This is a genomic window from Halopenitus salinus, from assembly GCF_055397165.1.
The window spans coordinates 2,379,767-2,405,475 of record NZ_AP043853.1 but is presented as its reverse complement, the minus strand read 5'-3'; the positions used below and the strand labels follow the sequence as shown (position 1 = coordinate 2,405,475).

32 protein-coding genes are annotated in these 25,709 nt (G+C 60.6%); 29 read left to right on the top strand and 3 right to left on the bottom strand.

Going from position 1 to position 25,709, the window contains the following annotated elements:
* The first annotated feature begins 105 nt into the window (after positions 1-105).
* From ACZ5YD_RS13855 to ACZ5YD_RS13725, 27 genes are read left to right on the top strand one after another with little or no spacing between them, the layout of a single operon-like run.
* Positions 106-957 (top strand): putative RNA uridine N3 methyltransferase, encoded by an 852-nt coding sequence (locus ACZ5YD_RS13855; RefSeq protein ID WP_379741057.1) that lies wholly within the window; start codon positions 106-108, stop codon positions 955-957.
* Between the two features lie 4 nt (positions 958-961).
* Positions 962-1,978: a 50S ribosomal protein L3 gene (locus tag ACZ5YD_RS13850; protein ID WP_379741060.1), complete on the top strand. Its 1,017-nt coding sequence runs from the start codon at positions 962-964 to the stop codon at positions 1,976-1,978.
* A 3-nt stretch (positions 1,979-1,981) separates the two neighbouring features.
* A complete protein-coding gene (gene rpl4p, locus ACZ5YD_RS13845) occupies positions 1,982-2,728 on the top strand; it encodes a 50S ribosomal protein L4 (RefSeq protein WP_379741063.1) in 747 nt (248 codons plus the stop codon).
* On the top strand, positions 2,725-2,979 hold the full coding sequence (locus ACZ5YD_RS13840; RefSeq protein ID WP_379741066.1) for a 50S ribosomal protein L23: 255 nt from the start codon (positions 2,725-2,727) through the stop codon (positions 2,977-2,979). Before rpl4p ends, ACZ5YD_RS13840 begins: the two co-directional genes overlap by 4 nt.
* Positions 2,980-2,981: 2 nt before the next feature.
* On the top strand, positions 2,982-3,704 hold the full coding sequence (locus ACZ5YD_RS13835) for a 50S ribosomal protein L2 (protein ID WP_379741069.1): 723 nt from the start codon (positions 2,982-2,984) through the stop codon (positions 3,702-3,704).
* Positions 3,701-4,126, top strand: coding sequence for a 30S ribosomal protein S19 (locus ACZ5YD_RS13830; protein WP_379741072.1), 426 nt, complete (start codon positions 3,701-3,703; stop codon positions 4,124-4,126). The genes ACZ5YD_RS13835 and ACZ5YD_RS13830 overlap by 4 nt, the downstream gene beginning before the upstream one ends.
* A 3-nt stretch (positions 4,127-4,129) precedes the next feature.
* The gene (locus ACZ5YD_RS13825; RefSeq protein ID WP_379741074.1) at positions 4,130-4,597 is read left to right on the top strand and encodes a 50S ribosomal protein L22; all 468 of its coding nucleotides are present in this window, start codon (positions 4,130-4,132) and stop codon (positions 4,595-4,597) included.
* On the top strand, positions 4,597-5,607 hold the full coding sequence (locus ACZ5YD_RS13820) for a 30S ribosomal protein S3 (RefSeq protein ID WP_379741077.1): 1,011 nt from the start codon (positions 4,597-4,599) through the stop codon (positions 5,605-5,607). Before ACZ5YD_RS13825 ends, ACZ5YD_RS13820 begins: the two co-directional genes overlap by 1 nt.
* Positions 5,607-5,819: a 50S ribosomal protein L29 gene (gene rpmC, locus ACZ5YD_RS13815; protein WP_379741080.1), complete on the top strand. Its 213-nt coding sequence runs from the start codon at positions 5,607-5,609 to the stop codon at positions 5,817-5,819. Before ACZ5YD_RS13820 ends, rpmC begins: the two co-directional genes overlap by 1 nt.
* A 19-nt stretch (positions 5,820-5,838) precedes the next feature.
* Positions 5,839-6,321: a ribonuclease P protein component 1 gene (locus ACZ5YD_RS13810; RefSeq protein ID WP_379741083.1), complete on the top strand. Its 483-nt coding sequence runs from the start codon at positions 5,839-5,841 to the stop codon at positions 6,319-6,321.
* Positions 6,312-6,656: a 30S ribosomal protein S17 gene (locus tag ACZ5YD_RS13805; RefSeq protein WP_379741085.1), complete on the top strand. Its 345-nt coding sequence runs from the start codon at positions 6,312-6,314 to the stop codon at positions 6,654-6,656. The genes ACZ5YD_RS13810 and ACZ5YD_RS13805 overlap by 10 nt, the downstream gene beginning before the upstream one ends.
* Positions 6,656-7,054, top strand: coding sequence for a 50S ribosomal protein L14 (locus tag ACZ5YD_RS13800; protein ID WP_379741088.1), 399 nt, complete (start codon positions 6,656-6,658; stop codon positions 7,052-7,054). Before ACZ5YD_RS13805 ends, ACZ5YD_RS13800 begins: the two co-directional genes overlap by 1 nt.
* A 2-nt stretch (positions 7,055-7,056) precedes the next feature.
* The gene (gene rplX, locus ACZ5YD_RS13795; protein WP_379741091.1) at positions 7,057-7,413 is read left to right on the top strand and encodes a 50S ribosomal protein L24; all 357 of its coding nucleotides are present in this window, start codon (positions 7,057-7,059) and stop codon (positions 7,411-7,413) included.
* Positions 7,410-8,120: a 30S ribosomal protein S4e gene (locus ACZ5YD_RS13790; protein ID WP_379741094.1), complete on the top strand. Its 711-nt coding sequence runs from the start codon at positions 7,410-7,412 to the stop codon at positions 8,118-8,120. The genes rplX and ACZ5YD_RS13790 overlap by 4 nt, the downstream gene beginning before the upstream one ends.
* On the top strand, positions 8,117-8,629 hold the full coding sequence (locus ACZ5YD_RS13785; protein WP_379741096.1) for a 50S ribosomal protein L5: 513 nt from the start codon (positions 8,117-8,119) through the stop codon (positions 8,627-8,629). Before ACZ5YD_RS13790 ends, ACZ5YD_RS13785 begins: the two co-directional genes overlap by 4 nt.
* Positions 8,626-8,832 (top strand): 30S ribosomal protein S14, encoded by a 207-nt coding sequence (locus ACZ5YD_RS13780; RefSeq protein ID WP_379741099.1) that lies wholly within the window; start codon positions 8,626-8,628, stop codon positions 8,830-8,832. The genes ACZ5YD_RS13785 and ACZ5YD_RS13780 overlap by 4 nt, the downstream gene beginning before the upstream one ends.
* Positions 8,833-8,834: 2 nt before the next feature.
* Positions 8,835-9,227, top strand: coding sequence for a 30S ribosomal protein S8 (locus ACZ5YD_RS13775; protein WP_379741102.1), 393 nt, complete (start codon positions 8,835-8,837; stop codon positions 9,225-9,227).
* Positions 9,228-9,229: 2 nt separating this feature from the next.
* Positions 9,230-9,766: a 50S ribosomal protein L6 gene (locus tag ACZ5YD_RS13770; RefSeq protein WP_379741105.1), complete on the top strand. Its 537-nt coding sequence runs from the start codon at positions 9,230-9,232 to the stop codon at positions 9,764-9,766.
* On the top strand, positions 9,767-10,465 hold the full coding sequence (locus ACZ5YD_RS13765; protein ID WP_379741108.1) for a 50S ribosomal protein L32e: 699 nt from the start codon (positions 9,767-9,769) through the stop codon (positions 10,463-10,465).
* A complete protein-coding gene (locus ACZ5YD_RS13760) occupies positions 10,462-10,923 on the top strand; it encodes a 50S ribosomal protein L19e (protein ID WP_379741111.1) in 462 nt (153 codons plus the stop codon). Before ACZ5YD_RS13765 ends, ACZ5YD_RS13760 begins: the two co-directional genes overlap by 4 nt.
* On the top strand, positions 10,923-11,480 hold the full coding sequence (locus ACZ5YD_RS13755) for a 50S ribosomal protein L18 (RefSeq protein WP_379741114.1): 558 nt from the start codon (positions 10,923-10,925) through the stop codon (positions 11,478-11,480). Before ACZ5YD_RS13760 ends, ACZ5YD_RS13755 begins: the two co-directional genes overlap by 1 nt.
* Positions 11,473-12,120, top strand: coding sequence for a 30S ribosomal protein S5 (locus ACZ5YD_RS13750; RefSeq protein WP_379741117.1), 648 nt, complete (start codon positions 11,473-11,475; stop codon positions 12,118-12,120). The genes ACZ5YD_RS13755 and ACZ5YD_RS13750 overlap by 8 nt, the downstream gene beginning before the upstream one ends.
* Positions 12,120-12,584, top strand: a complete 465-nt coding sequence (locus ACZ5YD_RS13745) for a 50S ribosomal protein L30 (RefSeq protein WP_379741120.1) — start codon at positions 12,120-12,122, stop codon at positions 12,582-12,584. The genes ACZ5YD_RS13750 and ACZ5YD_RS13745 overlap by 1 nt, the downstream gene beginning before the upstream one ends.
* Entirely contained in the window at positions 12,581-13,078 is a 498-nt protein-coding gene (locus ACZ5YD_RS13740; protein WP_379741124.1) for an uL15m family ribosomal protein, read from the top strand. Before ACZ5YD_RS13745 ends, ACZ5YD_RS13740 begins: the two co-directional genes overlap by 4 nt.
* A 2-nt stretch (positions 13,079-13,080) precedes the next feature.
* Entirely contained in the window at positions 13,081-14,550 is a 1,470-nt protein-coding gene (gene secY / locus ACZ5YD_RS13735; RefSeq protein ID WP_379741127.1) for a preprotein translocase subunit SecY, read from the top strand.
* Between the two features lie 49 nt (positions 14,551-14,599).
* Positions 14,600-15,223, top strand: coding sequence for a hypothetical protein (locus ACZ5YD_RS13730; protein ID WP_379741130.1), 624 nt, complete (start codon positions 14,600-14,602; stop codon positions 15,221-15,223).
* A gap of 1 nt (position 15,224) precedes the next feature.
* Positions 15,225-16,352, top strand: a complete 1,128-nt coding sequence (locus tag ACZ5YD_RS13725) for a tyrosine-type recombinase/integrase (RefSeq protein ID WP_379741133.1) — start codon at positions 15,225-15,227, stop codon at positions 16,350-16,352.
* Between the two features lie 226 nt (positions 16,353-16,578).
* Here ACZ5YD_RS13725 and ACZ5YD_RS13720 read toward each other — a convergent pair whose 3' ends face one another.
* The 3 genes from ACZ5YD_RS13720 to ACZ5YD_RS13710 all read right to left on the bottom strand — a co-directional run bounded on the left by ACZ5YD_RS13720 (position 16,579) and on the right by ACZ5YD_RS13710 (position 21,261).
* Entirely contained in the window at positions 16,579-17,646 is a 1,068-nt protein-coding gene (locus ACZ5YD_RS13720) for a hypothetical protein (protein WP_379741136.1), read from the bottom strand.
* 713 nt (positions 17,647-18,359) lie between these two features.
* Positions 18,360-19,517 (bottom strand): coiled-coil domain-containing protein, encoded by a 1,158-nt coding sequence (locus ACZ5YD_RS13715; RefSeq protein ID WP_379741139.1) that lies wholly within the window; start codon positions 19,515-19,517, stop codon positions 18,360-18,362.
* The gene (locus tag ACZ5YD_RS13710; protein WP_379741142.1) at positions 19,510-21,261 is read right to left on the bottom strand and encodes a DEAD/DEAH box helicase; all 1,752 of its coding nucleotides are present in this window, start codon (positions 21,259-21,261) and stop codon (positions 19,510-19,512) included. The genes ACZ5YD_RS13715 and ACZ5YD_RS13710 overlap by 8 nt, the downstream gene beginning before the upstream one ends.
* Before the next feature lie 347 nt (positions 21,262-21,608).
* Between ACZ5YD_RS13710 and ACZ5YD_RS13705 the strand changes: the two genes are divergently transcribed.
* Both ACZ5YD_RS13705 and ACZ5YD_RS13700 read left to right on the top strand, forming a co-directional pair.
* Positions 21,609-22,109: a hypothetical protein gene (locus ACZ5YD_RS13705; RefSeq protein ID WP_379741145.1), complete on the top strand. Its 501-nt coding sequence runs from the start codon at positions 21,609-21,611 to the stop codon at positions 22,107-22,109.
* A gap of 270 nt (positions 22,110-22,379) precedes the next feature.
* The gene (locus ACZ5YD_RS13700; protein ID WP_379741148.1) at positions 22,380-25,586 is read left to right on the top strand and encodes a DUF499 domain-containing protein; all 3,207 of its coding nucleotides are present in this window, start codon (positions 22,380-22,382) and stop codon (positions 25,584-25,586) included.
* Positions 25,587-25,709: the final 123 nt, after the last annotated feature.

The window sequence follows — 25,709 nt, the reverse complement described above, 5'->3', positions numbered from 1 at the left end:
CGCCTCTCAATCGGCGTGTGAACGGTCCTCAGTGGCGAACTCGTTCCGCTACCCTTTTAGGATCGGATCCGGAATGGAGTGTACAGTCTGGTGACGAGGCGACCCATGGACGGACTCACGTTGTGTGTTCCGTCGTCGGTCGTCCGAGAGGCCGAGGACCAACGCGAGGCGACTCGCAAACTCGGCTACGTGGCCCGCGCGGCCGCGGTCTTCTCGGCGACCCGGCTCGTCGTCTTCCCCGACGGGGAGGGCGAACGCCGATGGGGCGGCGAGTTCGTCGCCACCGTACTCCGGTACGCCGCGACCCCGCCCGATCTGCGATCGGGCATCTGGGACCGTCGCGACGAACTGGCGTACGTTGGCGTCCTTCCGCCGCTTCGCCTCCCGTCACGGACCGGCTCGACCCCCGACGGGGACGAGTCGAAAACACAGGGACTCGTGACCGAGGTCGGACCTGACGGCCGCGTTCGGGTCAATTCCCCGCCGTGGGAACACCCGATCTCGCTGCTCGTTCCATCCGGTATGGAACTCGAGCGGGGGGAGCGCGTCACCATCAGGATCTCTTCGAGAGAACCGGTCCGCGCCCGCATCACCGGGAAGCCGGAGGACGGCTTCCAGGTCGTGGGCGCGGACCTCCCGGAGGTGCTCGCCGACGGCGGGTACGCCATCGCGACGTCGCGACACGGGGAGCGGCTCTCCGTCTCGCGACTCGGCGAACTCGTCGGAACGGTGGCCGACGTCGACGATCCGATCGTCGCGTTCGGCTCGCCGGGCAGGGGACTTCCGGAGATGCTCGGGGTGGAACCCGAGGCAGTCCGGGCCGCGAAGGGCGGCCCCGTCGAACCCGATCCGGGGTTCGACCTCTGGGTGAACACGATCCCGAACCAGGGAAGCCAGGTGGTGCGAACGGAGGAGGCGATGTTCGCGTCCCTCGCGTCCCTCACACTCACGGAGTAAACACATGCCACAACCAAGCCGACCACGCAAAGGCTCGCTGGGCTTTGGACCGCGCAAACGCGCGTCGAGCGAGGTGCCCCGCATCCGCTCGTGGCCCGACGACGACGGAGCACCCGCGCTCCAGGGATTCGCCGGCTACAAGGCCGGAATGACCCACGTCGTCATGGTCAACGACGAAGCCAACTCGCCCCGTGAGGGAATGGAGGAGTCCGTTCCCGTCACGGTCGTCGAGACGCCGCCGATGTACGCGGTGGCCCTGCGCGCCTACGAGGACACGCCGTACGGCAAGAAGCCGGTGACCGAGGTCTGGGGCGGCGAGTTCCACGAGGAACTCGACCGCGCCCTCGACCTGCCGGCGGAGGACACCTTCGAGGAGGACGCGGAGGAGCTCGAGGAGCTCCTGGATGAGGACGTCGTCGACGACGTCCGCGTCATCACACACACCGCCCCCTCGGAGCTCGCGAACGTGCCGAAGAAGGAACCCGACGTCATGGAGACGCGAGTCGGCGGCGGCTCGCTCGAGGAGCGCGCGGAGTTCGCGCTCGAGCTCGTCGAGGAGGGCGGCGCCCACGAGTTCGGCGACGTCTTCCGCGCGGGCGAGTACACCGACGTCTCCGGCGTCACGAAGGGCAAGGGAACCCAGGGCCCCGTCAAGCGGTGGGGCGTTCAAAAGCGGAAGGGCAAACACGCCCGCCAGGGCTGGCGGCGCCGGATCGGGAACCTCGGTCCGTGGAACCCCTCCCGGGTCCGCTCGACGGTTCCCCAGCAGGGACAGACCGGCTACCACCAGCGCACGGAACTCAACAAGCGCCTCATCGACTTCGGCGAGGGCGACGACGCCTCCGTCGAGGGCGGCTTCGTCAACTACGGCGAGGTCGACGGCTCCTACGCGCTCATCAAGGGTTCGCTTCCGGGTCCGGACAAACGACTGCTCCGGTTCCGGCCGGCCATCCGACCGAACGACCAGCCGCGCCTCGACCCCGAGGTCCGGTACGTATCAACCGCATCCAACCAGGGATAACCCATGAAGGCAACAGTACGAGACCTGGACGGCGACGACGCGGGCGAGGTCGACCTCCCCGACGTCTTCGAGACCGCGTTCCGCCCGGACCTCATCCGGCGTGCGGTCTCCGTCGCACAGGCAAACAGAAAGCAGGCGTACGGTTCCGACGAGTTCGCCGGGCTTCGAACCCCGGCGGAGTCGCCCGGCTCCGGCCGCGGGATGGCACACATCCCACAGGAGAACGGTCAGGCGCGCCGCGTCCCGAACGTCGTTTCGGGGCGGCGCGCCCACCCGCCGAAGACGGAGAAGGACCGCTCGAAGAAGCTCAACGACAAGGAGCGACGTCTCGCCGTCCGCTCGGCCATCGCGGCCACGACGGACGCGGAGATCGTCGCCGAGCGCGGGCACGCCTTCGACGAGGACGTCGAGCTTCCGCTCGTCGTCTCCGACGAGTTCGAGGACCTCCAGAAGACCCAGGAGGCGCTCGCGTTCCTCGAGACGGTCGGGCTCGACGCCGACATCGAGCGCGCCGAGGACGGCCGATCCATCCGAGCCGGCCGCGGGAAGACCCGCGGTCGAAAGTACCGACAGCCGAAGTCGGTGCTCGTCGTGACGAGCGAGGAGCCGTCGCGGGCCGCCCGCAACCTCGCGGGCGTCGACGTCGCGACGGCCGACCAGCTCGACGCCGAGGACCTCGCTCCCGGCGCACACCCCGGACGGCTCACCGTCTGGACCGAGAGCGCGATCGAGGGGGTGGCCGACCGATGAGCTCGATCATCGAACACCCGCTCGTGACGGAGAAGGCGATGGACGAGATGGACTTCGACAACAAGCTCCAGTTCCTCGTCCACATTGACGCCACGAAAGGCGACGTTCGCGACGCCATCGAGACGCGCTACGGCGTCGACATCGAGAACGTGAACACGCAGGTGACGCCGAAGGGGAAAAAGAAGGCCACGGTCACGCTCTCGCCGGACGACGACGCGACCGAGGTCGCCTCCCGAATCGGGGTGTTCTGAACATGGGACGACGAATTCAAGGACAGCGGCGTGGACGCGGCGGCTCGACGTTCCGAGCCCCGTCCCACCGCTACAAGGCGGAGCTATCGCACAAACAGAACGAGGGCGACGATACGATCGCCGGCGAGGTCGTCGGCATCGAACACGACCCGGCCCGCTCGGCTCCGCTCGCGGAGATCGAGTTCGAGGACGGCGATCGTCGACTCGTGCTCGCGCCCGAGGGCGTCTCGACCGGCGAGACGATCCAGGTCGGCGTGAGCGCCGAGATCAAGCCCGGAAACACGCTGCCCCTGGCGGAGATCCCCGAGGGCGTTCCGGTGTGTAACGTCGAGAGCCAGCCGGGCGACGGCGGCAAGTTCGCCCGCGCCTCCGGCGTCTCGGCGACGCTTTTGACCCACGACCGCGACGTCGCGGTCGTCCAGCTTCCGAGCGGCGAGGTCAAACGGCTCAACCCGCAGTCGCGCGCGACGATCGGCGTCGTCGCCGGCGGCGGCCGAACCGAGAAGCCGTTCGTGAAGGCCGGCAACAAACATCACAAGATGAAGGCGCGGGGCACGAAGTACCCGCGCGTCCGTGGCGTGGCCATGAACGCCGTCGACCACCCGTTCGGCGGCGGCGGTCGCCAGCACCCCGGACAGCCGAAGTCCGTCTCGCGTGACGCCCCGCCGGGACGGAAGGTCGGCGACATCGCATCGAAGCGGACCGGACGAGGAGGAGACACATGAGCTCGGAATACCGCATCGGCCGCGAGGGCGAGGAGTTCGCCTACCGCGGTCACACGCTCGAGGAGCTGCAGGAACTCGACGTCGACGAGGTCGCGGAACTGCTTCCCGCACGCCAGCGGCGAACCATCGAACGAGGGCTGGGCGCCGAACGGCGCAAGCTGCTCGAGACGGCTCGCGAACGAACCGAGGAGGGGACGGCCAACGACCCGATCCGAACGCACCTTCGCGACATGCCGATCCTGCCGGAGTTCGTCGGGTTGACCTTCGAGGTCTACACCGGACAGAGCTTCGAGCGCGTCCGGGTCGAACCCGAGATGATCGGCCACTACCTCGGCGAGTTCCAGCTCACGCGAACGTCCGTCGAACACGGGCAGGCCGGCATCGGCGCGACCCGGTCCTCGAAGTTCGTGCCGCTCAAGTAACCCATGGGAATCAACTACAGCGTCGAGGCCGATCCGGAGACGACCGCCAAGGGGATGCTCCGCGAGCGGCCGATCAGCCTGAAGCACAGCAAGGCGATCTCGCGAGAGATCAAAGGAAAGACCGTCGCGGAGGCGCGGACGTACCTCCAGGCGGTCATCGACGAGGAGCGCTCGGTTCCGTTCCGCCAGCACAACACCGGCGTCGGTCACCGATCGGACATCGACGGCTGGGACGCGGGACGGTACCCCGAGAAGGCCTCGAAGGACTTCCTCAAGCTCATCGAGAACGTCGAGAACAACGCGACCGAACAGGGCTTCGACGGCGACGAGATGGAGATCAAACACGTCGCCGCCCACAAGGTCGGCGAACGCCCGGGACGACAGCCCCGCGCGTTCGGCCGCGCCTCGCCGTGGAACACGACCCTCTGTGACGTCGAGCTCATCATCGAGGAGACGGAGGACGACGAATAATGGCAGACGAACACCAATTCATCGAGAACGGCCTACAGCGGGCCCAGATCGACGAGTTCTTCGCTGACGAGCTCGGTCGTGCGGGCTACGGCGGCATGGACATCGCCAAGACGCCGATGGGCACCCAGATCGTGTTGAAGGCCGAAAAGCCCGGCATGGTCATCGGGAAGGGCGGAAAGAACATCCGGAAGATCACCTCGACGCTCGAGGAACGCTTCGACATGGACGACCCGCAGATCGACGTCCAGGAGGTCGACGAGCCGGACCTCAACGCCCGGATCGTCGCCGACCGCCTCGCGAACGCGCTCGAGCGCGGCTGGTACTTCCGGAAGGCGGGACACACCACGATCGACCGGATCATGGAGTCCGGCGCGCTCGGCGCCGAGATCGTCCTCTCCGGGAAGGTCACGGGCGCCCGTTCGCGCGTCGAGAAGTTCAACCGCGGCTACATCAAGCACAACGGCGAGCCCGCGGAGAACGTCGTCGACGAGGGACAGGGCGTCGCCGTGATGAAGCTCGGAACGATCGGCGTGACGGTCAAGATCATCCCGCCGGGAGCGGAGCTTCCCGACGACTTCGAGCTCCGCGAGGACGCCGAGGTTCCCGAGGTCGAACAGGCGTCCGCCGAGGAGGGCGTCGAGTCGCTCCTCGAGGAGGAGCCCGAGGAGGTCCCCGACGTCGGCGCCGACGAGGACGTCGAGGTGCCCACGGGCGGTCCCGACGAGGAGATCGACGAGGAGATCGTCGAGGAGGTCATCGAGGAGAGCCAGGAGACGGCTTCCGAGGCGACCGACACCTCCCCCGAGGAGCCCGTCGAGACGGGCACGCCGGAGGGCGAGGACGCAGAGGATCTCGACGAGCTCGAGGCGGACGTCGAGGCCGAGGCCGAGGAACTCGTCGAGGAGATGGAGTCCGCGGCCGACGAGGAGACCGAATCCACGGCTGAGGAGGACACCGAATCCGAGACCACCGACGAGGCTGACGCGGCCGACGAGGAGGAGGACGAATAATGGCGATCCTCCACCCCGACGAGATCCGCGACATGACCCCGGCGGAACGCGAGGTCGAACTCGAGGAACTCGAGACCGAGCTGCTCAACGTGAAGGCCCAACAGGCCGCGGGCGGCATGCCCGAGAGTCCCGGTCGGATGGGCGAGCTGAAACGCACCATCGCGCGGATCAAGACGATCCAGACCGAGGAAGGCGACCTCGAGGACGAATAGCGGCCACGAACCACGATCCGTGATCACCCCCGAAACGCTCACGCGACACGAACTCATCGGCCTCCCGGTACGGGTGGCCGCCGCCAGCAACGGCGACCTCGTCGACGTCGCTGGCCGTGTCGTCGCGGAGAGCCAGCGGACGATCGTCGTCCGCACGGCGACGGGGGACAAACGCGTCCCCAAGCGGGGGACGACCTTCGAGTTCGCGATCGTCGAGGCGCCGAGCGTCGCCGCGACCGCGAACGCACGCACAGATGAAGCCGCCGGCGACCGGAAGGTCCCGGGGTCCGCGTCCGAACTCGGACGGGATACTGCGGGGGTCCGCCCCCGTCAGTCTCGCCCGTTCCCGTCTTCGGTCTCGGAGGACGACTCCGAGACCGGAGACGGGACGAGCCGCTCCCTAGGCGAGTGCGAGGACGCGGTCTACGTTACGGTGGATGGCACACGACTGCTCTCACGACCCGCCGAACGCACCGAGGAAGGTGTCTCAGTATGGCGATAGGAATTGACGTACCCATGCCTCCGGAACCAGACGAACCGGAGGAGTACGACTACGAGAAGTGTCCGTTCTACGGACAGCTCTCCGTCCGCGGCCAGACCCGAGAGGGAACGGTCGTGTCGACGGATATGGAAAAGACCGTCATCGTCGAGCGGGAATACGACGTCTTCGTGCCGAAATACGATCGGTACATGAAGCGTCGATCGCGCATCCCGGCACACGTGCCGGGCGTGCTCGATTCCCTCGAGGTCGGTGACGAAGTGACGATCGCGGAGACGCGACCGCTCTCGAAGACGAAATCCCACGTCGTCGTCGAAGTGCTGGACGGTGATGCCTGATGGAGGCGTTGAAGGCCGACGTCACGCAGGGCCTCGAGAAGGGCTCGCTCATCACGTGCGCCGACAACACCGGCGCCCGCGAGCTCAAGGTCATCAGCGTGCACGGCTACTCCGGCACGAAGAACCGCCACCCCAAGGCGGGCATCGGCGACAAGGTGACCGTCTCGGTCACCAAGGGGACCCCGGAAATGCGACGCCAGGTGCTGGAGGCGGTAATCGTCCGCCAGCGCAAGGCGATCCGGCGTCCCGACGGCCGCCGCGTCCGGTTCGAGGACAACGCCGCCGTCGTCATCGACGACCTCGAGGAGCCGCGGGGCACGGAGATCAAAGGCCCCGTCGCCCGCGAGGTCGCCGAACGCTTCGGGAGCATCGCGTCCACCGCGACGATGATCGTCTAACCATGACGCGACAGCCACGCAAACAGCGAAAACGAACGGAGACCGCGCCGCTGCACGAGCGCCAAAAGCAGGTTCGTGCAACGCTCGCAGACGAGCTCCGCGAGGAGTACGACCAGCGAAACGTCCGCGTCAACGCGGGCGATACGGTGGAGATCCTCCGCGGGGACCACGCCGGCGAGGAGGGCGAGGTCGTCGAGGTGTCGCTTCGCGACACGACCATCACGGTCGAGGACGTCACGGTCGAGAAGGCGGACGGCGAGGAGGTTCCCCGTCCGCTGCCGGCCAGCAACGTCCGCGTCACGGAGCTCGACCTCGAGGACGACCGCCGCGAGGCGCGGCTACTGGAGGATAACGAATGACGAACCACCAGAAACGACTGGCAGTACCGAACTCCTGGCCGGTCGAGCGCAAGACGGACACGTTCACCGTCAAGGCGGACGCCGGCCCGCACGGGCGATCCGGGGTTCCGCTCTTGATCCTGCTTCGGGACGTCCTCGAGTACGTGGACACCCGCAAGGAGGCGCGCTACGCGCTCAACCAGGACTCCGTGTTGGTGAACGGCGACGCCATCTCCGACGAGGAGCGGCCGATCGGGATGTTCGACATCCTGGCGTTCACCGAGCGGGAGGAGTATTACCGCGTCTTCCCCGACGAGGGGGGACGGCTCGCGTTGACCCCGATCGACGCGGAGTCGGCGGGGAGCCGCCTCGGACGGATCACGGAGAAGACGACCGTCCCCGGCGGGGACTTGCAGCTCACGCTCCACGACGGAACGAACGTGCTCGTCGATCCGGAGGAGGCCGACCAGTATCACACGAAGGACTCCATCGTCATCGACAACGACTCGAAGGAGATCGTCGCCCACTTCGTCTACGAGGAGGGCGCGCTCGTGACCGCCGTCGCCGGCCAGCACGCCGGCCGGATCGGCACGGTCGAGTCGATCGACGTGACCCTCGGGTCCGGCGACAACGCCGTGACCGTCGAGACCGACGACGACGCCTACGAGACGGTCGAGGAGTACGTCGTCGTGATCGACGAGAACTTCACCGGAGGTGACGACGAATGAGCGTCGAACACGAGATGCGGCAGCCGCAGATCGAGAAGGTCGTCGTCCACATGGGCGTGGGCGAGGGCGGCGAACCGCTGGCGGACGCCGAGGAGATCATCGAGGCGGTCACCGACCAGCAGTCCGTTCGAACGACGGCGAAGCGAACGATCGCCGAGTTCGACGTCCGCGAGGGCGACCCGATCGGCACGAAGGTCACCCTGCGAAACGACGACGCCGAGGAGTTCCTCGCGACCGCGCTGGAGCTCGTCGACGTCTCGGCCTCGCAGTTCGACGACCGCGGGAACCTGAGCTTCGGGATCGACGACCACACCGACTTCCCGAGCCAGGAGTACAACCCGAACGTCGGGATCTACGGACTCGACGTGACGGTCTCCATCGTCCGGCCGGGCTACCGCGTCTCGAAGCGCGATACGGTTACCCGGTCGATCCCGGAATCACATCGGATGACCGCCGAGGACGCGCAGGCGTTCCTCGAGGAGAACTTCGATCTGGAGGTCGCCGAATGAGCGAGAGCGAGACCGAAGCGGAAAGCGACGCAGGAACCGAGAGCGAACCAACGGGCGAACACGCCACGAGCCGGACGGACCAGCAGGTCGAGTGCCGGCGCTGCGGACGCAAGCAGGGACTCGTCGGGAAATACGAGATCAACCTCTGTCGGCAGTGTTTCCGCGAGGTCGCCCGAGACATGGGATTCAGGAAGTACAGCTAACGATGGCAGGCAACGACCCACTCTCCGACGCCATGGCGGGACTCGATAACGCCGAGAGCGTCGGTCATCTGTCGTTTACGGTAGAGCCCGCCTCGAACGTGATCGGCTCCGTGCTCGAGGTCCTCTACGACCGCGGGTACGTCGGCGGCTTCGAGTTCGTCGACGACGGAAAGGCCGGACGATTCGAGGTCGAACTGAAAGGCGCGATCAACGAATGTGGCGTCATCAAGCCCCGCTATTCGGCGGGCGCGGACGAGTTCGAGCGATGGGAGAAGCGGTTCCTCCCGGCCCGCGACTACGGGACGCTCATCGTCACGACGAGCCACGGCGTCATGAGCCACTACGAGGCCCGCGAACAGGGCATCGGCGGCCAAGTGATCGCATACGTCTACTAACAATGAACAGAGTCGAAATAGACATACCGGACGACGTCTCCGCGGAGATCGATCACCTGGATCTCACGATCGAGGGACCCAACGGCAGCGTCACGCGCCGTCTGTGGTACCCCGACGTCGAGGTCGCGATCGACGACGACGCGGTCGTCATCACCGCCGAGAACGAGGACGCCAAGACCAACGCGACGGTCGGCACCTTCGAGAGCCACGTCTCGAACATGATTCGGGGCGTGACCGACGGCTGGGAGTACGGGATGGAGGTCTTCTACGCCCACTTCCCGATGCAGGTCTCGGTCGACGGCGACGAGGTGGTCATCGAGAACTTCCTCGGCGAGCGGGCGGAGCGGCGAACCCCCATCCGCGGGGACACGAACGTACAGGTCGACGGCGAGGAGATCACGCTCTCCGGCCCCTCCAAGGAGGACGTCGGACAGACCGCCGCCGACATCGAACAGCTGACGAGGGTTTCCGACAAGGACACGCGAGTCTTCCAGGACGGCGTGTACATCGTCGAGAAGCCGAAGGCAGGTGGAGTCTAAATGCCAGAGGAACTCGAGGACATAAGCGGCGTCGGCCCCTCGAAAGCGGAGGCGCTCAGGGAGGCCGGCTACGAGACCGTCGAGGACGTGAAGGCCGCTTCCCAGTCCGAACTGGCCGAGGTCGACGGCGTCGGCAACGCGCTCGCAGCGCGCATCAAAGCCGACGTCGGCGGGCTCGAGGTCGAATCGGAGACGGAAGCCGAGATCGAAGAGGAGACGTCCGAGGAGGCCGAACCGGCCGACGACGAGGACGTCGAGACCGAACTGCGCCCGCGCGGGTACGCCGAGAAGACGCCCGACCTCGACGACGAGACGGCGCGTGCGCTCGCACAGAAACACCGCGAGGGCAAACCGCAGTTCAACCGACAGGACTACCACAAGAAAAAGCGGATCCCCACCTCCTGGCGCAAGCCGAGGGGCAACCTGTCGAAGCAGCGACGGGGGATAAAGGGGAAAGGCGACACCGTCGAGGCGGGCTTCCGCTCGCCGACGGCCGCACGTGGACTCCACCCGAGCGGCTTCGAGGAGGTGCGCGTTCACAACGCGGACGACCTCGAGGGCGTCGACGGCGACACGCAGGCGGTTCGGATCGCCGGGTCGGTCGGCGCGCGAAAGCGCGAGCGCATCGAGGAGGTCGCCGAGGAACGCGAGATCCGCGTGCTCAACCCGACCTACGTCGAAGTGGAGGTCGAAGAATGACCGATCTCTCAGCACAAAAGCGACTCGCGGCCGACGAACTCGACGTCGGAAAGAGCCGCGTCTGGCTCGACCCCGGCGCACAAGAGGAGATCGAGGACGCGATCACACGAGAGGACGTCCGAGAACTGATCGAGCAGGGGACGATCCGCGCGAAGGACGCCAAGTCCAACTCGCGCGGCCGTGCCCGAGAGCGCGCGGAGAAGCGCTCGTACGGTCACCGGACGGGCGCCGGCACCCGCAAGGGTAAATCCGGCGCTCGAAAGAGCGACAAGGACGACTGGAAGGCCCGGATCCGCGCACAGCGAGCGCGGCTCAAGGAACTTCGCGACGACGAGGACGTCCTCGACGCCTCCGAGTACCGCACGCTCTACAACAAGGCGAGCGGCGGGGACTTCGAGGACGTCGCGCGTCTGGAGGCGTACATCCGGACGCAGTACGGATACGAGGTGAACGACTGATGGCAACAGGACCACGATACACGGTGCCGATGCGCCGTCGTCGTGAGGTCCGGACGGACTACCACCAGAGGTTGCGCCTGCTGAAATCGGGCAAGCCTCGCCTGGTCGCCCGGGTGAGCAACGCTCACGTCAGGGCGCAGCTGGTCACCCCCGGATCGAACGGCGATGAGACACACCTCACGGCGACGAGTGAGGACCTCGAGGAGTACGGCTGGGAGGCGCCAACGGGGAACCTTCCGAGCGCGTACCTGACGGGCTACATCCTCGGCGCTCGCGCGCTCGAGGACGGGTTCGAGGAGGCGGTCCTCGACATCGGTCTCAACACGGCGACGCCCGGCAACAAGGTGTTTGCGGTACAGGAAGGCGCAATCGACGCAGGGCTCGAGATCCCGCACAACGAGAGCGTTCTCGCGGACTGGTCGCGCAACCGCGGCGAGCACATCGCCGAGTACGCCGAGCAGCTCGACGAGCCGCTCTACAGCGGCGATTTCGACGCCACCGAACTCCCCGAGCACTTCGACGACGTGCTCGCCACGATACAGGAGGACTATGAGTAGAAACAACGACGGCTGGGAGCCGCGCACGCGGCTCGGCCGCAAGGTACAGGACGGCGACGTCACCTCGATGGACCAGGCGCTTCGGTCCGGACTCCCGCTGAAGGAGCCGGAGATCGTCGATCAGCTCCTCCCGGGGCTCGAGGACGAGGTCCTCGACATCAACATGGTCCAGCGGATGACCGACTCGGGACGGCGCGTGAAGTTCCGATGTGTGGTCGTCGTGGGCAACCGCGACGGCTACCTCGGCTACGCGCAGGCCAGAGACGAACAGGTCGGCGGGGCGATCCAGAAGGCGATCGAGGTGGCGAAGCTGAACGTCATCGAGGTCGACCGCGGATCGGGCTCGTGGGAGGACCAGCCCGGCGGTACGAACTCGCTGACGCGAACCGCCGAGGGGAAGGCCGGATCGGTCACGGTCGAGATCAAGCCCGCCCCGCAGGGGCTCGGGCTCGCGGCGGCGCCGACGGTGCGCCACATCCTCGAACTCGCCGGCGTCCAGGACGCCTGGACCAGCTCGAACGGCAACACGCGGACGACCGTGAACCTCGCGAAGGCCACGTTCAACGCGCTCGAGAACGCCGCACAGTCGCGAACCCCCCAGCACGCACGACAGGTGCACTACGACGAGGTGAGCGAGTGATGCAGGCGATCGTACAGCTCCGCGGCGAGGTCAACATGAGCCACGAGGTGGAGGACACCCTCCAGATGCTCAACGTTGGTCGCGTCAATCACGCGACGTTCGTCCCCGAGACGGACGCCTACCGCGGCATGATCACGAAGGTGAACGACTTCGTGGCCTTCGGCGAGCCGAGCGTCGAGGCGGTCGAACGGACGATCGCCCGCCGCGGGGAGCCCCTCGAGGGGTCCGCGGACGTCGACGACGAGTGGATCGCCGAGAACACCGACTACGACGACCTGGAGGCGCTCGCGGCGGCGCTCGTCGACGAGGAGACCACGCTTCGCGAACAGGGTCTCTCGCCGGCCGTTCGGCTGCACCCGCCGCGTGGCGGCCACGACGGCGTGAAACATCCGATCGTCGACGGCGGCCAGCTCGGCCGCCACTCGAGCGAGGAGATCGACTCGCTGCTGGAGGCAATGCGATGACCGACAAGAAACGCAGACAGCGCGGATCCCGGACCCACGGCGGCGGCACGCACAAGAACCGCCGGGGCGCCGGCCACCGCGGCGGTCGCGGGGCCGCCGGCCGGTCGAAACACGAGTACCACAACTACGAACCGCTCGGAAAGTACGGGTTCAAGCGCCCCCAGGGCGCAGCGGTCGACGTTCGGGAGGTCTCCGTCCAGAAGCTCGACGAGGACGCGGCGCTTTACGTCGCCGACGACCTCGCCGAGACGGACGGCGAGACGACCGTGATCGACGCCCGTGACGTGGCCGAGGACGGCTACGAGGCGGACGTCGTGAAGGTGCTCGGCGGCGGACAGGTCCGCGGCCAGCTTCGCGTCACCGCCGACGCCTTCACGGCCGGTGCACGCGAGCTCATAGAGGAGGCCGGCGGCGAGGCCGTCCTCTCCGAGCGCGCCGAGACGGCCGACGAAGAACCAGAAGACACATCAGACGCCGAGGCAGACGACGCATAACCATGAGCTGGAAGGACGCCGCCGAACCAGTGCTCACGCGGATGCCGGCCGTCCGCCGTCCGGAGGGCCACGTTCCGTTCAAGCGGAAGCTCGCGTGGACCGGCGCCATCCTGATGGTGTACTTCTTCCTCACCAACATCAACCCGTTCGGGCTGGCGGCCGGACAGGGCAGCGACTTCTTCGGCCAGTTCCGGTCGATCCTGGCCGGCGGACACGGGTCGCTCCTGCAGGTCGGGATCGGCCCGATCGTCACGGCGTCGATCGTCCTCCAGCTGCTCGGCGGCGCCAACCTTCTCGGGCTCGACACGGACGACCCGCGCGATCAGGTCCTCTATCAGGGCCTCCAGAAGCTGTTGGTGTTCGTCGTCACCGCGTTGACCGCGGCACCGATGGTCTACTCCGGCGGGTTCCTTCCCGCGGATCCCGCGGTCGGGAACGCGCTCTCGATCGGTACCTTCGGCGTACAGACGCTGATCTTCGCACAGGTCTTCGTCGGCGGCGTGCTCATCCTGTTCATGGACGAGATCGTGAGCAAGTGGGGCGTCGGGTCCGGCGTCGGCCTGTTCATCATCGCGGGCGTGAGCCAGCGCATCGTCGGCGGGTTCTTCAGCTGGTCGGCGCTCGGCAACGTCGGATTCTTCGCGAGCTGGTACGGGATCATCGTCGGGGATCTGACCATCGGGTCGATCTTCACGGCCGACGGGCTCCAGAACCTGCTCTTCGCGCCGGGTAACGTGCTCGCGCTGTTCACGACGGTCTTCATCTTCGTCGTCGTGGTCTATGCGGAGTCGGTTCGCGTGGAGATCCCGCTCTCGCACGCCCGGGTGAAGGGCGCACGCGGGCGCTTCCCCGTGAAGCTCATCTACGCGTCCGTCCTGCCGATGATCCTCGTTCGCGCGCTGCAGGCGAACGTCCAGTTCCTCGGCCAGATCCTCAACCGGACCTGGCAGGGAATGCCGGCGTGGCTCGGCGTCTACGGCGACCAGGGCGAGCCGGTCTCGGGCGTGTTCTACTACCTGAACCCGATCCAACAGCCCCAACAGTGGATGTGGTTCCTCGGCGAGACCGCGGCCGAGCCGTGGATGATCGCGATCCGGATCGCCATCGACCTGACGTTCATGGTCGTCGGCGGCGCGATCTTCGCCATCTTCTGGGTGGAGACCACCGGGATGGGCCCGGAGGCGACCGCCCAGCAGATCCAGAACTCCGGGATGCAGATCCCCGGGTTCCGACGGAACCCGCAGGTCGTAGAGAAGGTGATGGAACGGTACATCCCGCAGGTGACCGTCATCGGCGGCGCCCTCGTCGGGCTGCTCGCCGTGATGGCGAACATGCTCGGCACCGTCGGCGGCGTCTCAGGAACGGGACTGCTGCTTGCGGTCTCGATCACCTACAAGCTCTACGAGGAGATCGCGGAAGAACAGCTCATGGAGATGCACCCGATGATGCGCCAGATGTTTGGAAACGAGTAACCCCACTGGGGTCCCACATTTTATTTATTAAGTCTGTGAAGCTGCTGCTATGGCTAACGAGCAGCGGAACAAAATCAAACTCAATGTCCGGGTCGCTCGGGCAAAAAAGAAGGAGTGGAAAAAAGCGCTCGCAGACGGTGAAACCATGTCATCGCTGGTTCAACGTGCTGTGGATCGGGAAATCAACAACGAGTACGTCCCTATAGAAGCTGTTGAACAAACGGATGACACCGGCTCTGGTGAAGATGTCTCACAATTGTCAGAGAAGCTTGACGAGTTGCATCGGGATATCGCCGCTGCAAACAGTAAGATCGACACTTTGGCAGCTGTAGGTGATACAGAGGACAGTGACGACACTGAGAGTATTGAGGAGCTAGCAATGGATATCTTGCCGCGTTTACCGGCATACCCGAGAGACATACCCGAATACGCGCTGAAAGATATGGGTGGAAGGGGCGAGATGAGTAAACAAGAATATATCGAGTTCATTATTGATACACTCCGGAGCACCGATACGGGAGTCGCTATTGATGGATCTGCGAACCACTTTGCCGGTCAACTCCGCGAACCAGAGCACAAAGCCAGACAGGCGCTGCTCCACCTCGAACAGGAAACGACGGAGAATGTCCACAGCGCTATCGTGGATGGGACACGTCATTGGATGAGGTTCTAAAATGCGGAACTACAAGGGGGAGTACACGACACCTGACAACAAAACTATTTCCGCACACTCGGAGGAATTGCTTGGCCTATACTTGGATAGTCTGACGGGTCAAAAGACAGGGACCTCAGACTCCACAGTCACGACCCGTCGCCGAGAAGTACGCTACTGGTTGGCATTCTGTGAATCGAATGAAATTGATCCACTCGCTGCCGAGACCAGTGACGTGAGAGGGTATATACAGAATAATACTGATTTGGCAGATACGACTGTCGGGAGCTACTACCGTTCAGTTCAGTCGTTTTACTCTGTCGTGGAAAACGACGAAGCGCACAATCAACTGACGCTTGCTAATGGGCATCCGTGCCCCAACAAAGACACAATTGATTTGAAGAATGACTATCGGATCTACGAGAACCAGTCTGAATACAAGCGGCAGCATAGCCTCTCTTCGAAAGATATTGACGGTTCTCGCTCCCCATCGAACGATATCCTTGCACTTCTCCCGGAACAGGTCGAAAAGTTGTTTGAAAATGTACCGGGATCGAAGCAACAGACGCGTCTGCGCAACGAAATCGTCGTCAGGCTAGCCTGGTATACTGGGTGTCGGTCAGATGAACTTAGTCGGATGAGAGTTGAGAACATTGATTGGGACAATTGTCTGATCAACGTTCGGTCAGCGAAACTTAATCCGGAAGAGCACCCCAAACTGATCCGGCGTGATGTTTGTTTCCCGAGAGAGTTTAAATTTCAACTCAAGCGATGGTGTGAACGTGTTCGACACGGATTTTGTGGCGTAGCTGATCCCGGTGAAGGGAGGATATTAGTAACCACACACAGCGATGAGATGCAGCCGACTCAGATTAACAATATCATCAAATCCGCAGCGCGAGCTGCGGGTGTACAGCGGCCATTGCGCCCACCTGACCCAGAACCGGATGATGATGTACAGGAATGGTTCGTGACATCACACCGGATTAGACGGTCGGCTATCACTCACTGGGTTAATGACGTAGATTCACTCGATCTACATCAAGTCCGTCGGTTGGCTGGGCATGCTCGAATCAATCAGACAATGCAGTACGTCGAGGATGATGATGAGCAACTGATTACAGATTATCAACGAGGTATGAACCGGTGACTATGCCGCGGCAACTTATTATCTTATAAATATTTCTTATGTGGAATGTAATAATAACCACGTCAGATTGAATCTGCTATAGAAATCTGATCACGTTTGGCCTCCGATCAATCTATCGACCGTCGCTGGGCTGGGTTCAGTAACCCACACCAACAGATGTCAGTAGTAAGCACCGGATGAGAGCACGACTGAACTACCCGGCCAACATTTCTAATACACGGACCTACTAGCTCATGTCCTCACTACCACCGCCGTCCGCACGGATTTGTGTCGCGTTTTCAAGTTTGGCCATCTTGTCGGCAACAGGCTCGCTATCCGCGTTCAGGTCAGTCCCATCCTCATTGTCCGCGTTCGGGTTTGACTTAGCCCCTATATTGGAATTATCCACCGGTTCGAAATGTTCAGTCTCATCGGACCAGGCGAACCCAATACGTTCGAGGACGCGATCTCTGTACTCGCTCACCGCCTCCCGGCTATTCGAGTTTTCTTCGATGCCTGCGAAGTAAAGCGCTCGTGTGAACTCTTTTTTTGTGAACGGTGAGGGTGGCCCCTCACAGTCACCAACAAGATTGGACACGATCTCCGTCGTCTGCTTCTTCTTCGAAACCTCCGACGAGAGATAGATATCGGGACTTTCGTCGTATTCCCAGCGCTTCACGCCCTTGTACTCCACCACGCGCGGCGTGAACTTGTTGTGGAAGTGGTCTGTCCCGCTGGTCTTATCGTTGATGGCCCTTTTAAGATCTTTCTCCGAAAAACTGTTCCCAAGGGTACGTGCAATCTCCCGGGTAGTGCGCTCAGTTTTCCGAAGACCGTTCGCTATGTCAGAGCCGTCATCTTTGTCTTGCGCGAAGGACCGCTCTGCTTCGGGAACGACACGTTCGAGCTTCTTGATGAGACGCTCTTCTCTAGTCCCACCAAGATACCACGCGATCACGCCGCGTAGAACTTCATGTTTCGAGAGGTCGTTCGCCGCAGCGTACTGCTCCATTCCGTGTTTGACATCCTCGTGGACGCGAACGAACTGCCGACTCGATTCGGTGTCGGCGAGAGACGGAACACTCGGAAAATTATTTTTTCTATCAACCTCACGAGAGAGTCCGGCTGCCTCTAATAGACGGTTGGCATAGCTCTCCAAGGCATGAACGTCGCGGTACTCACGCCAAGACTCCTCGATCTGAACGCCGGCATATAGACGGGTTTCACCCCACTTCTCTTCGACTTTGGCGGTATACTCGGCCCATCGATCATTCGGGACTTCCCACCCGAGTTTCACTCGGGACGAGGTCGTCACACTGACCACCCCGTGAGTGACGACGTGTCAGACTGACACGATCGTGTCTGTCTGTACGTACGTACGTAACGTTTTGGCACGTGACAGTAGTAGTAGTGGCAGTGATCGAAAGGTAAAATCGGGTCAGTGGGCAAGTCGTTCTCATCTTCGACTGCCTCCCGTCTGGTGATTTTCCGTTTCCCAGTATCTGTTTGTAGGTGTCGCAGGGACACTCTCACAAGTTTGCTCGAAAAAAAATTTTCTCTGAGGACAGTCTCGCTGAAACGAATTGCGGGACGCTTCTTTATTGGGTCGTCGTCGCTCTCGTCTTGGTCGTCACTAGTGCCTGATGTGTTACTATACGTCTCGTCAGTCCCAGTTGGTATATTGTGTGTTGTGATCTGCATCGTGCTACCCTAGCCGTGAGGCCAACTGCTAGGCAACACGAGCACCGCGCGGGACTGGGCATCCCCGCGATTCGCAACCGCGCACAGTGAGGGATTTTTATCGGACTCGTATGCTACTGCACCCATACGTAATGCCCTACTTGTTATAACCCTAATGGAGATATTTTGATAAAAGATCAGTGAAAACAAAGAAAAGATCAAGTATATATTGAAATACCCAGCGAGAATGCCAGGTAGTGATTTATCCATAGTTTTCAGCGAACGACTATTCTACCCCGTATTATTGTTGAGGCGGAGTAACGACTGATGACCACAGGACCAGATGAGCTACTCACTACCACAGCTACCACACTGAATGCCATTCGTGATAGACCAGAGTGGATTTTCTTCCGAAAGTGATTGGTTGCAAGTGTCGCAATCAATCTCTTCCGTCACGCCAACTCCACTTCCGTATCCGACCGTCAACGATACCGTCGAATTACGGTCAGTTAAGTCAAACTCGGCATCACCGCGCTCATATTCAACCTGAGTAATGGTGACGGGGGTGACGACTACTTCTAATCCATGCCGCTCCCGAATCTCCTGCTGTTGATCCGGATATCCATGCTCTCGTCGGCGGTGTAGTTCCTTGAGCTCCGCTTCAACCTCTTCGAGCTTTGATTTATGTTCTCGCCGCTCTTTCAGTGCCTCAACTCGTTCCGTCTGGTTCTTATTCTCGACCGACTCGTTGAGGTCCTCAATCTTGGACCGAAGACGCGTGATCTTTGTCTCGAATTCGTCCTCTCGTTGTCGTTGCAACTGACGGTACTCTTCGAGTTCTGCGTCAGCGGCACGAGACGCCTCTTCGTGGATTTCGTCGATCTGTGGCTGTATGTCAGTGAGGACAGAATTACGAGACACGTCTACTAGCCGCTCCGCCTGTGTCGGTTCCACGGTAAACTCCCCCGACGTGAGAGTAGTAGCCTCCGAATGCGTCAAGGTTAGAAATGTCTCGTCGATATTGGGGAGAATCTCATTAGACCGAACATCGATACCTATGCTGCGGAGGAATTCCTGTTGATACTCGCTCACGGTTTCAACAGATACCTGAAAGAGAATGACTAGTGCCCTTCGGTCATAGTAAGGTGTGAAGTCGATCTCTGATACTGAGACTGGGCCATCCTCTAGCCAATCCGGCGTAATAATCTCCGTGTCGGCTGAGCCGATCTTGATGCTCCCGAGAGGTACACGGTCGCTCGCGTCGTCGAGGACCGATTGGAAGAACGAGCTTTCGGGATTCAGGAGAGCGTGTGTCTCATCTAGGTCTTTGACGGTATCACAGAGAAGATTGTGTTGGCCTTTCGGCAGGTTGGTCTCTACATCTTCCGGAATCGTTACTTGCCACTCGTTGTCTCGTATATCGATCTGACAGCCGAGTGATCGGAGATACCGCGCTGTGAAACTCTCAACTGTGGACTGGGTCACCGGTACGGCGGCGTCAGTCATCGCTGGCCCCCAAGTCGAATCCCTCGAAGACACCGCTATTGAATTCCTCCAATTTCTCGGCGAGGTCGCGTTGCTCTTGTAGATCGACTGCCATCGCGTCAAAGTTGTTCTCCAAATCGACCTCGGAATTAGCGTTGACCAGCCGTTCGAAGATCTCATCCTCGAAGCTTTTCCCGGATTCTTCCAACCTCGTGAGTATCTCGCTTAGCTCACCGACACTCTGTTGGAAGATATCGATCTTGTGATATAACCGTTCAAGGACATACTCTTCGACAGTATCCTTCAACGCCATATTGAACACGTAGACCTGCCGTTTCTGACCGATCCGATGGATACGACCGATCCGCTGTTCAACACGCATCGGGTTCCAAGGGAGGTCCCAGTTTACCAGAATATTGCAGAACTGAGCATTACGTCCCTCAGACATCGCGTCTGTCGAAACGAGAATCCCGCCCTGTTCCTCAAAGCTCTCGATGATGTCTTCTTTCTCCTGGCTAGAGTGGCCGCCATGAAACGAGTGGACCGTGTAGCCCTCTGACGCCAGTCTTTCAGCTACCCGGCGTTGGGTGGCACGGAACTGTGTGAAGACGATCACGCGTCCTTTCTCGACGTTTTCGCGTGCCTCTTCGACGATGTCGAGCAGTCGCTCCTGTTTGGTGACCGTGTCAATATTATCGATGAGGTCTATAATCGACTCCAACTCTTCCGTCTGCGTGAGTTCTGACTGGTCATCGAGTCTCTTCCGGATCGTCGTTTCAAGCGCTTCAGGACTACTGACGACCTCTTTTTGGAGAAGCATCAACACCAGTTTCTGTCCTTGATCCTGGCTGTAAGCTCCCTTGACGTAGTCGGATACGGCTTGGTAGAGCTCACGCTCCGCCGGTGAAGGATCGAATTTCCGCGTATCGACCCGCCGTTCTGTGAAGTCTACATCTGTATCTTCACGGCGGTTCCGGATCATCACCTTGTTTAACCGGTCCTGAAGCTCGTTACGGTTAACGAGGGTTTCCTGGTCGCTATTGATGAAATACTGGTGAAACACATCACGTGTTCCGAACAAGCCCGGACGGAGTAGTGAGACGACGTTGTAGAGGTCGGTGAGTTCATTCTGTATCGGCGTCGCCGTGAGAAAGAACGCGTAGTTATACCTGAGTTGGTCGATCAGCTCGTATCGATCCGTCTCCTCGTTCTTCACGTAGTGGGCTTCATCGAGAACGAGAACGTCCCAGTCGCGTTTGAGCACCGCCTGTCGGTATCTGTCGCTTTTGGCCGTGTCGATACTGGCGATGATGTAGTCGTGGCTGTCGAATCCGTTGAAGTCGTCATCGTAGTTACAGACGAACTCTAACCCGAATTTCTCCCGAAGTTCCGCTTGCCACTGTTTGGCCAGTTGGGCGGGTGTCAAGATGAGGACAGAATCGTTAGTCTCGCGGAAGTGCATCTCCTTGAGTATCATTCCAACCTCGATCGTCTTTCCGAGGCCGACCTCGTCTGCGAGTAACGCTTTCCCGTCCATTTCGAACAGAGCCCGGTACGCCGCATCGACCTGATGTTCGAGCATCTTGACCGAATTCTCATCAAGCTGTTTCAGGGAACGAAGTTCAGAGTCTGGCTGACCAGCTTGCAGACGAACTGCTTGAACAGTATGAAGATGACTTTCACTTGTCTCACCAAGGTCTGTGTATAGAACATCGTCCGCTGACTCATGGGTGACCTCGATATCTACGAGGTCAAAATCGCTCATATAGTTGGAAAGTTAGTTGACCGTCAAATATGTTGTGTAGCGATGTGCTCTGTCTACGACAAATTTCAATATCAATTACTGACCCTTCAGACTGCCAACCTATAGACTTAAAATGAGGTCTTAGAATCAGGGAGAAGCCGATGCGTCACGACAGCTGTTCGTGTACCTGAATCTCTGTGACTACTGACGGAGTCGTGAGGTACGGGAGATACTGTGAAAGTCTCGGGACTACAAATCAGTGATCTAGGCCAAGCAAACATATCACTCTCCTTCAGAGAGTTGTTCGTGGTGAGTGAGAGAGTGTATAAAGGCCAAAACTTTGTAGACGGCGTAAGATAGATTCAATAATGAGTCGAGATGCGTTTTTGGTTCCGATAACTTTCCCGGAGTTTGAGCGAACAGTAATTTCACCGGTCGATCTTACTGAACTACCGATACACACGTCAGCTCTTGATGAAGTGGATACGGCAGAAAACGTTCGGATATGGGGTGTGAAAAACAGTAAGCTGAATAAAAAGTTCTACGACAAAATGACCGAAGGTGATTATTTAATCTTCTATCGTAATGATCACTATCGATTCTTTGGGCGAGTGGGGCACAAATTCGATAGCGACGTAATCAGTCAGAGATATTGGTGTGATATTTCGGCAGATATGCTCTACACAATCGCTGATTTCAAGCACATCGATGTGGCTCGTAAGGTACTCAACGAAGCCTGCGATTACAAAGTTGCTTACCAGCCACAATCTATACAACGAATGAGCAACAGTGCATATCGAGAAATCAGAAGAGAATATGGTTCTATCGAACAATTTGTTTCGAAAGTGACGGGAAAGGCCGAATCGTAACGGCTTCGGGATCAGTAGTCTCCGAGAATTCGGTCACCGCCGAGAATACGTCGGTAGACATCATAGCCGCTGGGGTTGGCAAACTCGCTCCTTCGGCAGCCTTGGCATGCTTATATCAGACGGGAACGCAAATTGCCGGAATAGGGAGCGATCACCTGTCCGAATTCGAAAGATGATATCCCGATCGCACCCAATTTTCATCTAGCAGAAACGGTATCGACTCACCATAGTGCTTATCTGTTTTGTAGTGGGCTATGTATATATCAACGCATGTCGGAAGTAGGTTCCCTGCCCAAGACTCTCGAAGACACGGTTACGCTTAGCCGCGAGCTTCGAGAGGACGGGCAGATAGACGGGCAGGTAAAACTCTACAACGTGGATAACGCTAATGAGTTCGAGTCAGATGCCGAACTCTTCTTCGATCGCACGTTGATGACCCAGGGTCTTCGAGAAGCTCTATCGATACTCCGCGACTCTCTCACGGGCGAAGATCCTCGTGGTACGCACATTCTCTATGGTCCCTACGGGAGTGGGAAATCCCACCAGATGGTGGCGTTGTACCACTGTTTCGACGATCCGCTCGCTGCGGGGTCGTGGGCAACCGAAGAAATAGATGGGTTCGAATCGGCACTCCCAGACACAGCAGTTCCGATCACGGTTTCCATGCAAAACGAGCAGTACGAGTACCTCTGGGAACCGTTCTTCGAAGCGCTCGACTACGAACCCGGGACGTACGAGTCCGGTGGCTACCCGGATATGCAGACGATTCAGGATGCCGTCGGCGACGACACCGTCGCGTTCTTCGTCGACGAGCTTGAGGACTGGTTCGATACGCTCCAAGGAGACCGCAAGAGCGCGAACAAGGCCTTCCTCCAATCTCTGCTTGAATCGACAGCGCTGTCCGATTTGGAGCTCTACACGATCGTCTCTGTCCTCCGTGAGGACTCCGAGGTCCACGATATTCTGAACCGGGAACAGGCGGTCGAGGTCAACATGAACAACCAGGTGGACAAGCGCGAGGTTCTCCACCACCGGCTGATTGAGGACACCGACGAATCAGCCGCCCGTGAGATCGTGAACGGGTACTTCGACGCCTATGACCAGTCGGACCATGTCACTGTCCCCGACGGTCTCCTCTCGGAGATGCACGATCTATACCCCTTCCATCCCGTTCTCCTCGACGCACTTGAGACGCGGTACTACGCCGACGAAGGGAACCAGAACACGCGCGGGATGATCTACCTCTTCTCGAAGGTTCTCCTCGAAATGGAGAACCAAACGGACCTGATAACGCACGGGGATATCGATGGGATTGAGTTCGAAGATGAAATCGCCAAGATCAATTACGAACGACTGAACGCCGCGACTGGCGATATCAAGAACCGAGTAGATGAGGACGACATCCCCCACGGTCGTCGTATCCTCAACACCATCCTCCTCTACTCACTAAAGCCGAGTGAGGGAGAGGGCGCTGAGGTCTCGGAGATCGTGATGGGCGCGTACCAGACGGGCGACCTCGTCTCTGACGTCGTGCTCAACCTCGAACGACTACACGGCGTCGCTTGGCACCTCCACAAGCTGAACGGGAAGTACGCTATCCGGGACCGCCAGAACCCCAACGCACTCATTCGAAACGCAGCTGTCGATGTCTCCGAGCGCTCAGCAAAAGCTGAAATCGCGGACTTCATCACCGACATCTTCGGTTCAAACGCGTCTCCCGTTGGCTTCCGAACTGACGACATCCGTGACGTCCCGGACGACCGTGACATCAAGGTCGTCGTGAAAGACGACCAGTGGACACAAGAGGAGGTCGAGCGCGTCATCACGAACGACAGTCGCGGACGTGAGTGGCGGAATACACTCGTGTTCGTACAGCCGTCCGGGGACAAGGCGATCGAATCCGGAACCCGGTACATCGACAAGGCACGGTACATCGAAGGTGCTCGTCAAGTCCTCGCCGACGAATCTCTCGACGACGAGATCCGCGAGTCTATTCAGTCGATGAAGGACCAGGAGGTAAGCGAGCTCCGTGAAGAGTTGCAGTTGCTCTATGGAGAGGTTCTAGACGGCGACAACCTGCTCCAAGAGTTTGATCTCGTGGCCCCGATGGACCTCGATGTCTACGTATCCGATGGCCCGGAGCTCGACGCCTCGAACATCGCGGACTCCGCAGCGGCTGACCCCTTCGACCTGCAGTCTGACGTATGGCCCATCGTGTCCGACCTGATGGAGCGGCGCGGCGAGATTTCGATTGAGGACGTGTACGAGCAGTTCCTCCGTGACCCGGAACTCCCGATCCCCGGAAGCGCGAACGACGTGTTGAACGCTACCGTGGACGCACTCGATGGGAAACCGGTACTGGCTCGTGACTCCGATGGGTTCCGCGACGACCTCTCGGGAAGCTCGCTCGACACCGTCCTAGTCCGGAAGGAGGACGTGGACGTGTGGGGAGTGAACGACGTCGAACAGGAACTCCGCAAGCGGTTCGGTAGCGGGACGACGGCGCTCGACATCGGCGACTTCGAGTTAGAGATGGTCGAGGATGGCGAGGTCTGGCTCGACGGCGACAGCCACGACGTCGTGTTGCGTGCCATCGGACGGCTGAACAGCGAGGACCAGTATGTGGTTGTTCGGGGCAACGAAATTCTCGACAAGCCGCAGTCTGATGCGACGCTCCGCGATATCGGGAGCGCGACGACTGTGGGCGGATCGTACCTCGCTGAGCGTATCGAGGAAGCAATCGAGACCGAGGGGTATGCGAACCTCGAAACGATCATCGGCGAGATTCGTGCGGACGAATCGGTGTTCCTCCCACCGGATGAGACCGAGACAGCAGCCCGCGAGGCAGTGAACGAGTTCCTCATCGACGAATACGTGCTAGAAGCGGGCGGGCGGTACTTGGACTCTCTCGGCGACCGTAACCCCATGACGGTGAAGATCGTTCCGACAGTCTCTGACCGTATTGGGGGTCAGATTATCGACCACCTAGACGAGCTCGATACTGGCGATCAGTTCACCTTGAGCAAGGTCGCTGATCGCTTCGATAGCACCGTCACCGAAGACATGGTACAGACGTTCTTACTGCAGAACCTCGGCCGCGAAGAGGATCCGGTGTACGTCGTCGGGCCGACGGGCTCCGAGAAGGCATCCGACTGGGTGCCGGGGTATCCATTTCGGATCCCTGATGTCGGCTCAGAGACGTGGCGGTTCGAGTACAACGGCGACGACGTCGCAGCCATGCGCAAGAAGTGGCGACGTGAGCATCAGACAGGGACCGTCGAGTACGGTGATGTCACGTTCATGCTACCGGATCGAGAGGGTGTGCCTGGCGCGCTTCAGGGAACTGCCGACATCGAGCGCTCGCAAGTGAGCCTGACGCTCCGCTCCGAGCAGGACTACACGAAGATACAGGACTTGTTCGAACTAATGCCTGACGAGGCGTCAAGTCTAAAGGTCGAAATCAGCTTCCAAAAGTAAGACTGTATACTCACATAACAGATTTAGAATTTCACTTAAATCTAGAAAAAGCCGGCAGATATTTCTAAAGTATTGATATAATACGATGAATTAGACTTGGTAGAATTACTTTTGAATGACAAA

Coding starts and splice junctions, on each gene's coding strand:
- ACZ5YD_RS13820 (WP_379741077.1), top strand. CDS start 4,597: ATGGCAGACGAACACCAATTCATCGAGAACGGCCTACAGCGGGCCCAG.
- ACZ5YD_RS13770 (WP_379741105.1), top strand. CDS start 9,230: ATGAACAGAGTCGAAATAGACATACCGGACGACGTCTCCGCGGAGATC.
- ACZ5YD_RS13705 (WP_379741145.1), top strand. CDS start 21,609: ATGAGTCGAGATGCGTTTTTGGTTCCGATAACTTTCCCGGAGTTTGAG.
- ACZ5YD_RS13755 (WP_379741114.1), top strand. CDS start 10,923: ATGGCAACAGGACCACGATACACGGTGCCGATGCGCCGTCGTCGTGAG.
- ACZ5YD_RS13745 (WP_379741120.1), top strand. CDS start 12,120: ATGCAGGCGATCGTACAGCTCCGCGGCGAGGTCAACATGAGCCACGAG.
- ACZ5YD_RS13760 (WP_379741111.1), top strand. CDS start 10,462: ATGACCGATCTCTCAGCACAAAAGCGACTCGCGGCCGACGAACTCGAC.
- ACZ5YD_RS13740 (WP_379741124.1), top strand. CDS start 12,581: ATGACCGACAAGAAACGCAGACAGCGCGGATCCCGGACCCACGGCGGC.
- ACZ5YD_RS13725 (WP_379741133.1), top strand. CDS start 15,225: ATGCGGAACTACAAGGGGGAGTACACGACACCTGACAACAAAACTATT.
- rplX (WP_379741091.1), top strand. CDS start 7,057: ATGACGCGACAGCCACGCAAACAGCGAAAACGAACGGAGACCGCGCCG.
- ACZ5YD_RS13715 (WP_379741139.1), bottom strand. CDS start 19,517: ATGACTGACGCCGCCGTACCGGTGACCCAGTCCACAGTTGAGAGTTTC.
- ACZ5YD_RS13700 (WP_379741148.1), top strand. CDS start 22,380: ATGTCGGAAGTAGGTTCCCTGCCCAAGACTCTCGAAGACACGGTTACG.
- ACZ5YD_RS13800 (WP_379741088.1), top strand. CDS start 6,656: ATGGAGGCGTTGAAGGCCGACGTCACGCAGGGCCTCGAGAAGGGCTCG.
- ACZ5YD_RS13710 (WP_379741142.1), bottom strand. CDS start 21,261: ATGAGCGATTTTGACCTCGTAGATATCGAGGTCACCCATGAGTCAGCG.
- ACZ5YD_RS13840 (WP_379741066.1), top strand. CDS start 2,725: ATGAGCTCGATCATCGAACACCCGCTCGTGACGGAGAAGGCGATGGAC.
- ACZ5YD_RS13750 (WP_379741117.1), top strand. CDS start 11,473: ATGAGTAGAAACAACGACGGCTGGGAGCCGCGCACGCGGCTCGGCCGC.
- secY (WP_379741127.1), top strand. CDS start 13,081: ATGAGCTGGAAGGACGCCGCCGAACCAGTGCTCACGCGGATGCCGGCC.
- ACZ5YD_RS13825 (WP_379741074.1), top strand. CDS start 4,130: ATGGGAATCAACTACAGCGTCGAGGCCGATCCGGAGACGACCGCCAAG.
- rpmC (WP_379741080.1), top strand. CDS start 5,607: ATGGCGATCCTCCACCCCGACGAGATCCGCGACATGACCCCGGCGGAA.
- ACZ5YD_RS13835 (WP_379741069.1), top strand. CDS start 2,982: ATGGGACGACGAATTCAAGGACAGCGGCGTGGACGCGGCGGCTCGACG.
- rpl4p (WP_379741063.1), top strand. CDS start 1,982: ATGAAGGCAACAGTACGAGACCTGGACGGCGACGACGCGGGCGAGGTC.
- ACZ5YD_RS13780 (WP_379741099.1), top strand. CDS start 8,626: ATGAGCGAGAGCGAGACCGAAGCGGAAAGCGACGCAGGAACCGAGAGC.
- ACZ5YD_RS13775 (WP_379741102.1), top strand. CDS start 8,835: ATGGCAGGCAACGACCCACTCTCCGACGCCATGGCGGGACTCGATAAC.
- ACZ5YD_RS13805 (WP_379741085.1), top strand. CDS start 6,312: ATGGCGATAGGAATTGACGTACCCATGCCTCCGGAACCAGACGAACCG.
- ACZ5YD_RS13765 (WP_379741108.1), top strand. CDS start 9,767: ATGCCAGAGGAACTCGAGGACATAAGCGGCGTCGGCCCCTCGAAAGCG.
- ACZ5YD_RS13790 (WP_379741094.1), top strand. CDS start 7,410: ATGACGAACCACCAGAAACGACTGGCAGTACCGAACTCCTGGCCGGTC.
- ACZ5YD_RS13855 (WP_379741057.1), top strand. CDS start 106: ATGGACGGACTCACGTTGTGTGTTCCGTCGTCGGTCGTCCGAGAGGCC.
- ACZ5YD_RS13730 (WP_379741130.1), top strand. CDS start 14,600: ATGGCTAACGAGCAGCGGAACAAAATCAAACTCAATGTCCGGGTCGCT.
- ACZ5YD_RS13850 (WP_379741060.1), top strand. CDS start 962: ATGCCACAACCAAGCCGACCACGCAAAGGCTCGCTGGGCTTTGGACCG.
- ACZ5YD_RS13785 (WP_379741096.1), top strand. CDS start 8,117: ATGAGCGTCGAACACGAGATGCGGCAGCCGCAGATCGAGAAGGTCGTC.
- ACZ5YD_RS13830 (WP_379741072.1), top strand. CDS start 3,701: ATGAGCTCGGAATACCGCATCGGCCGCGAGGGCGAGGAGTTCGCCTAC.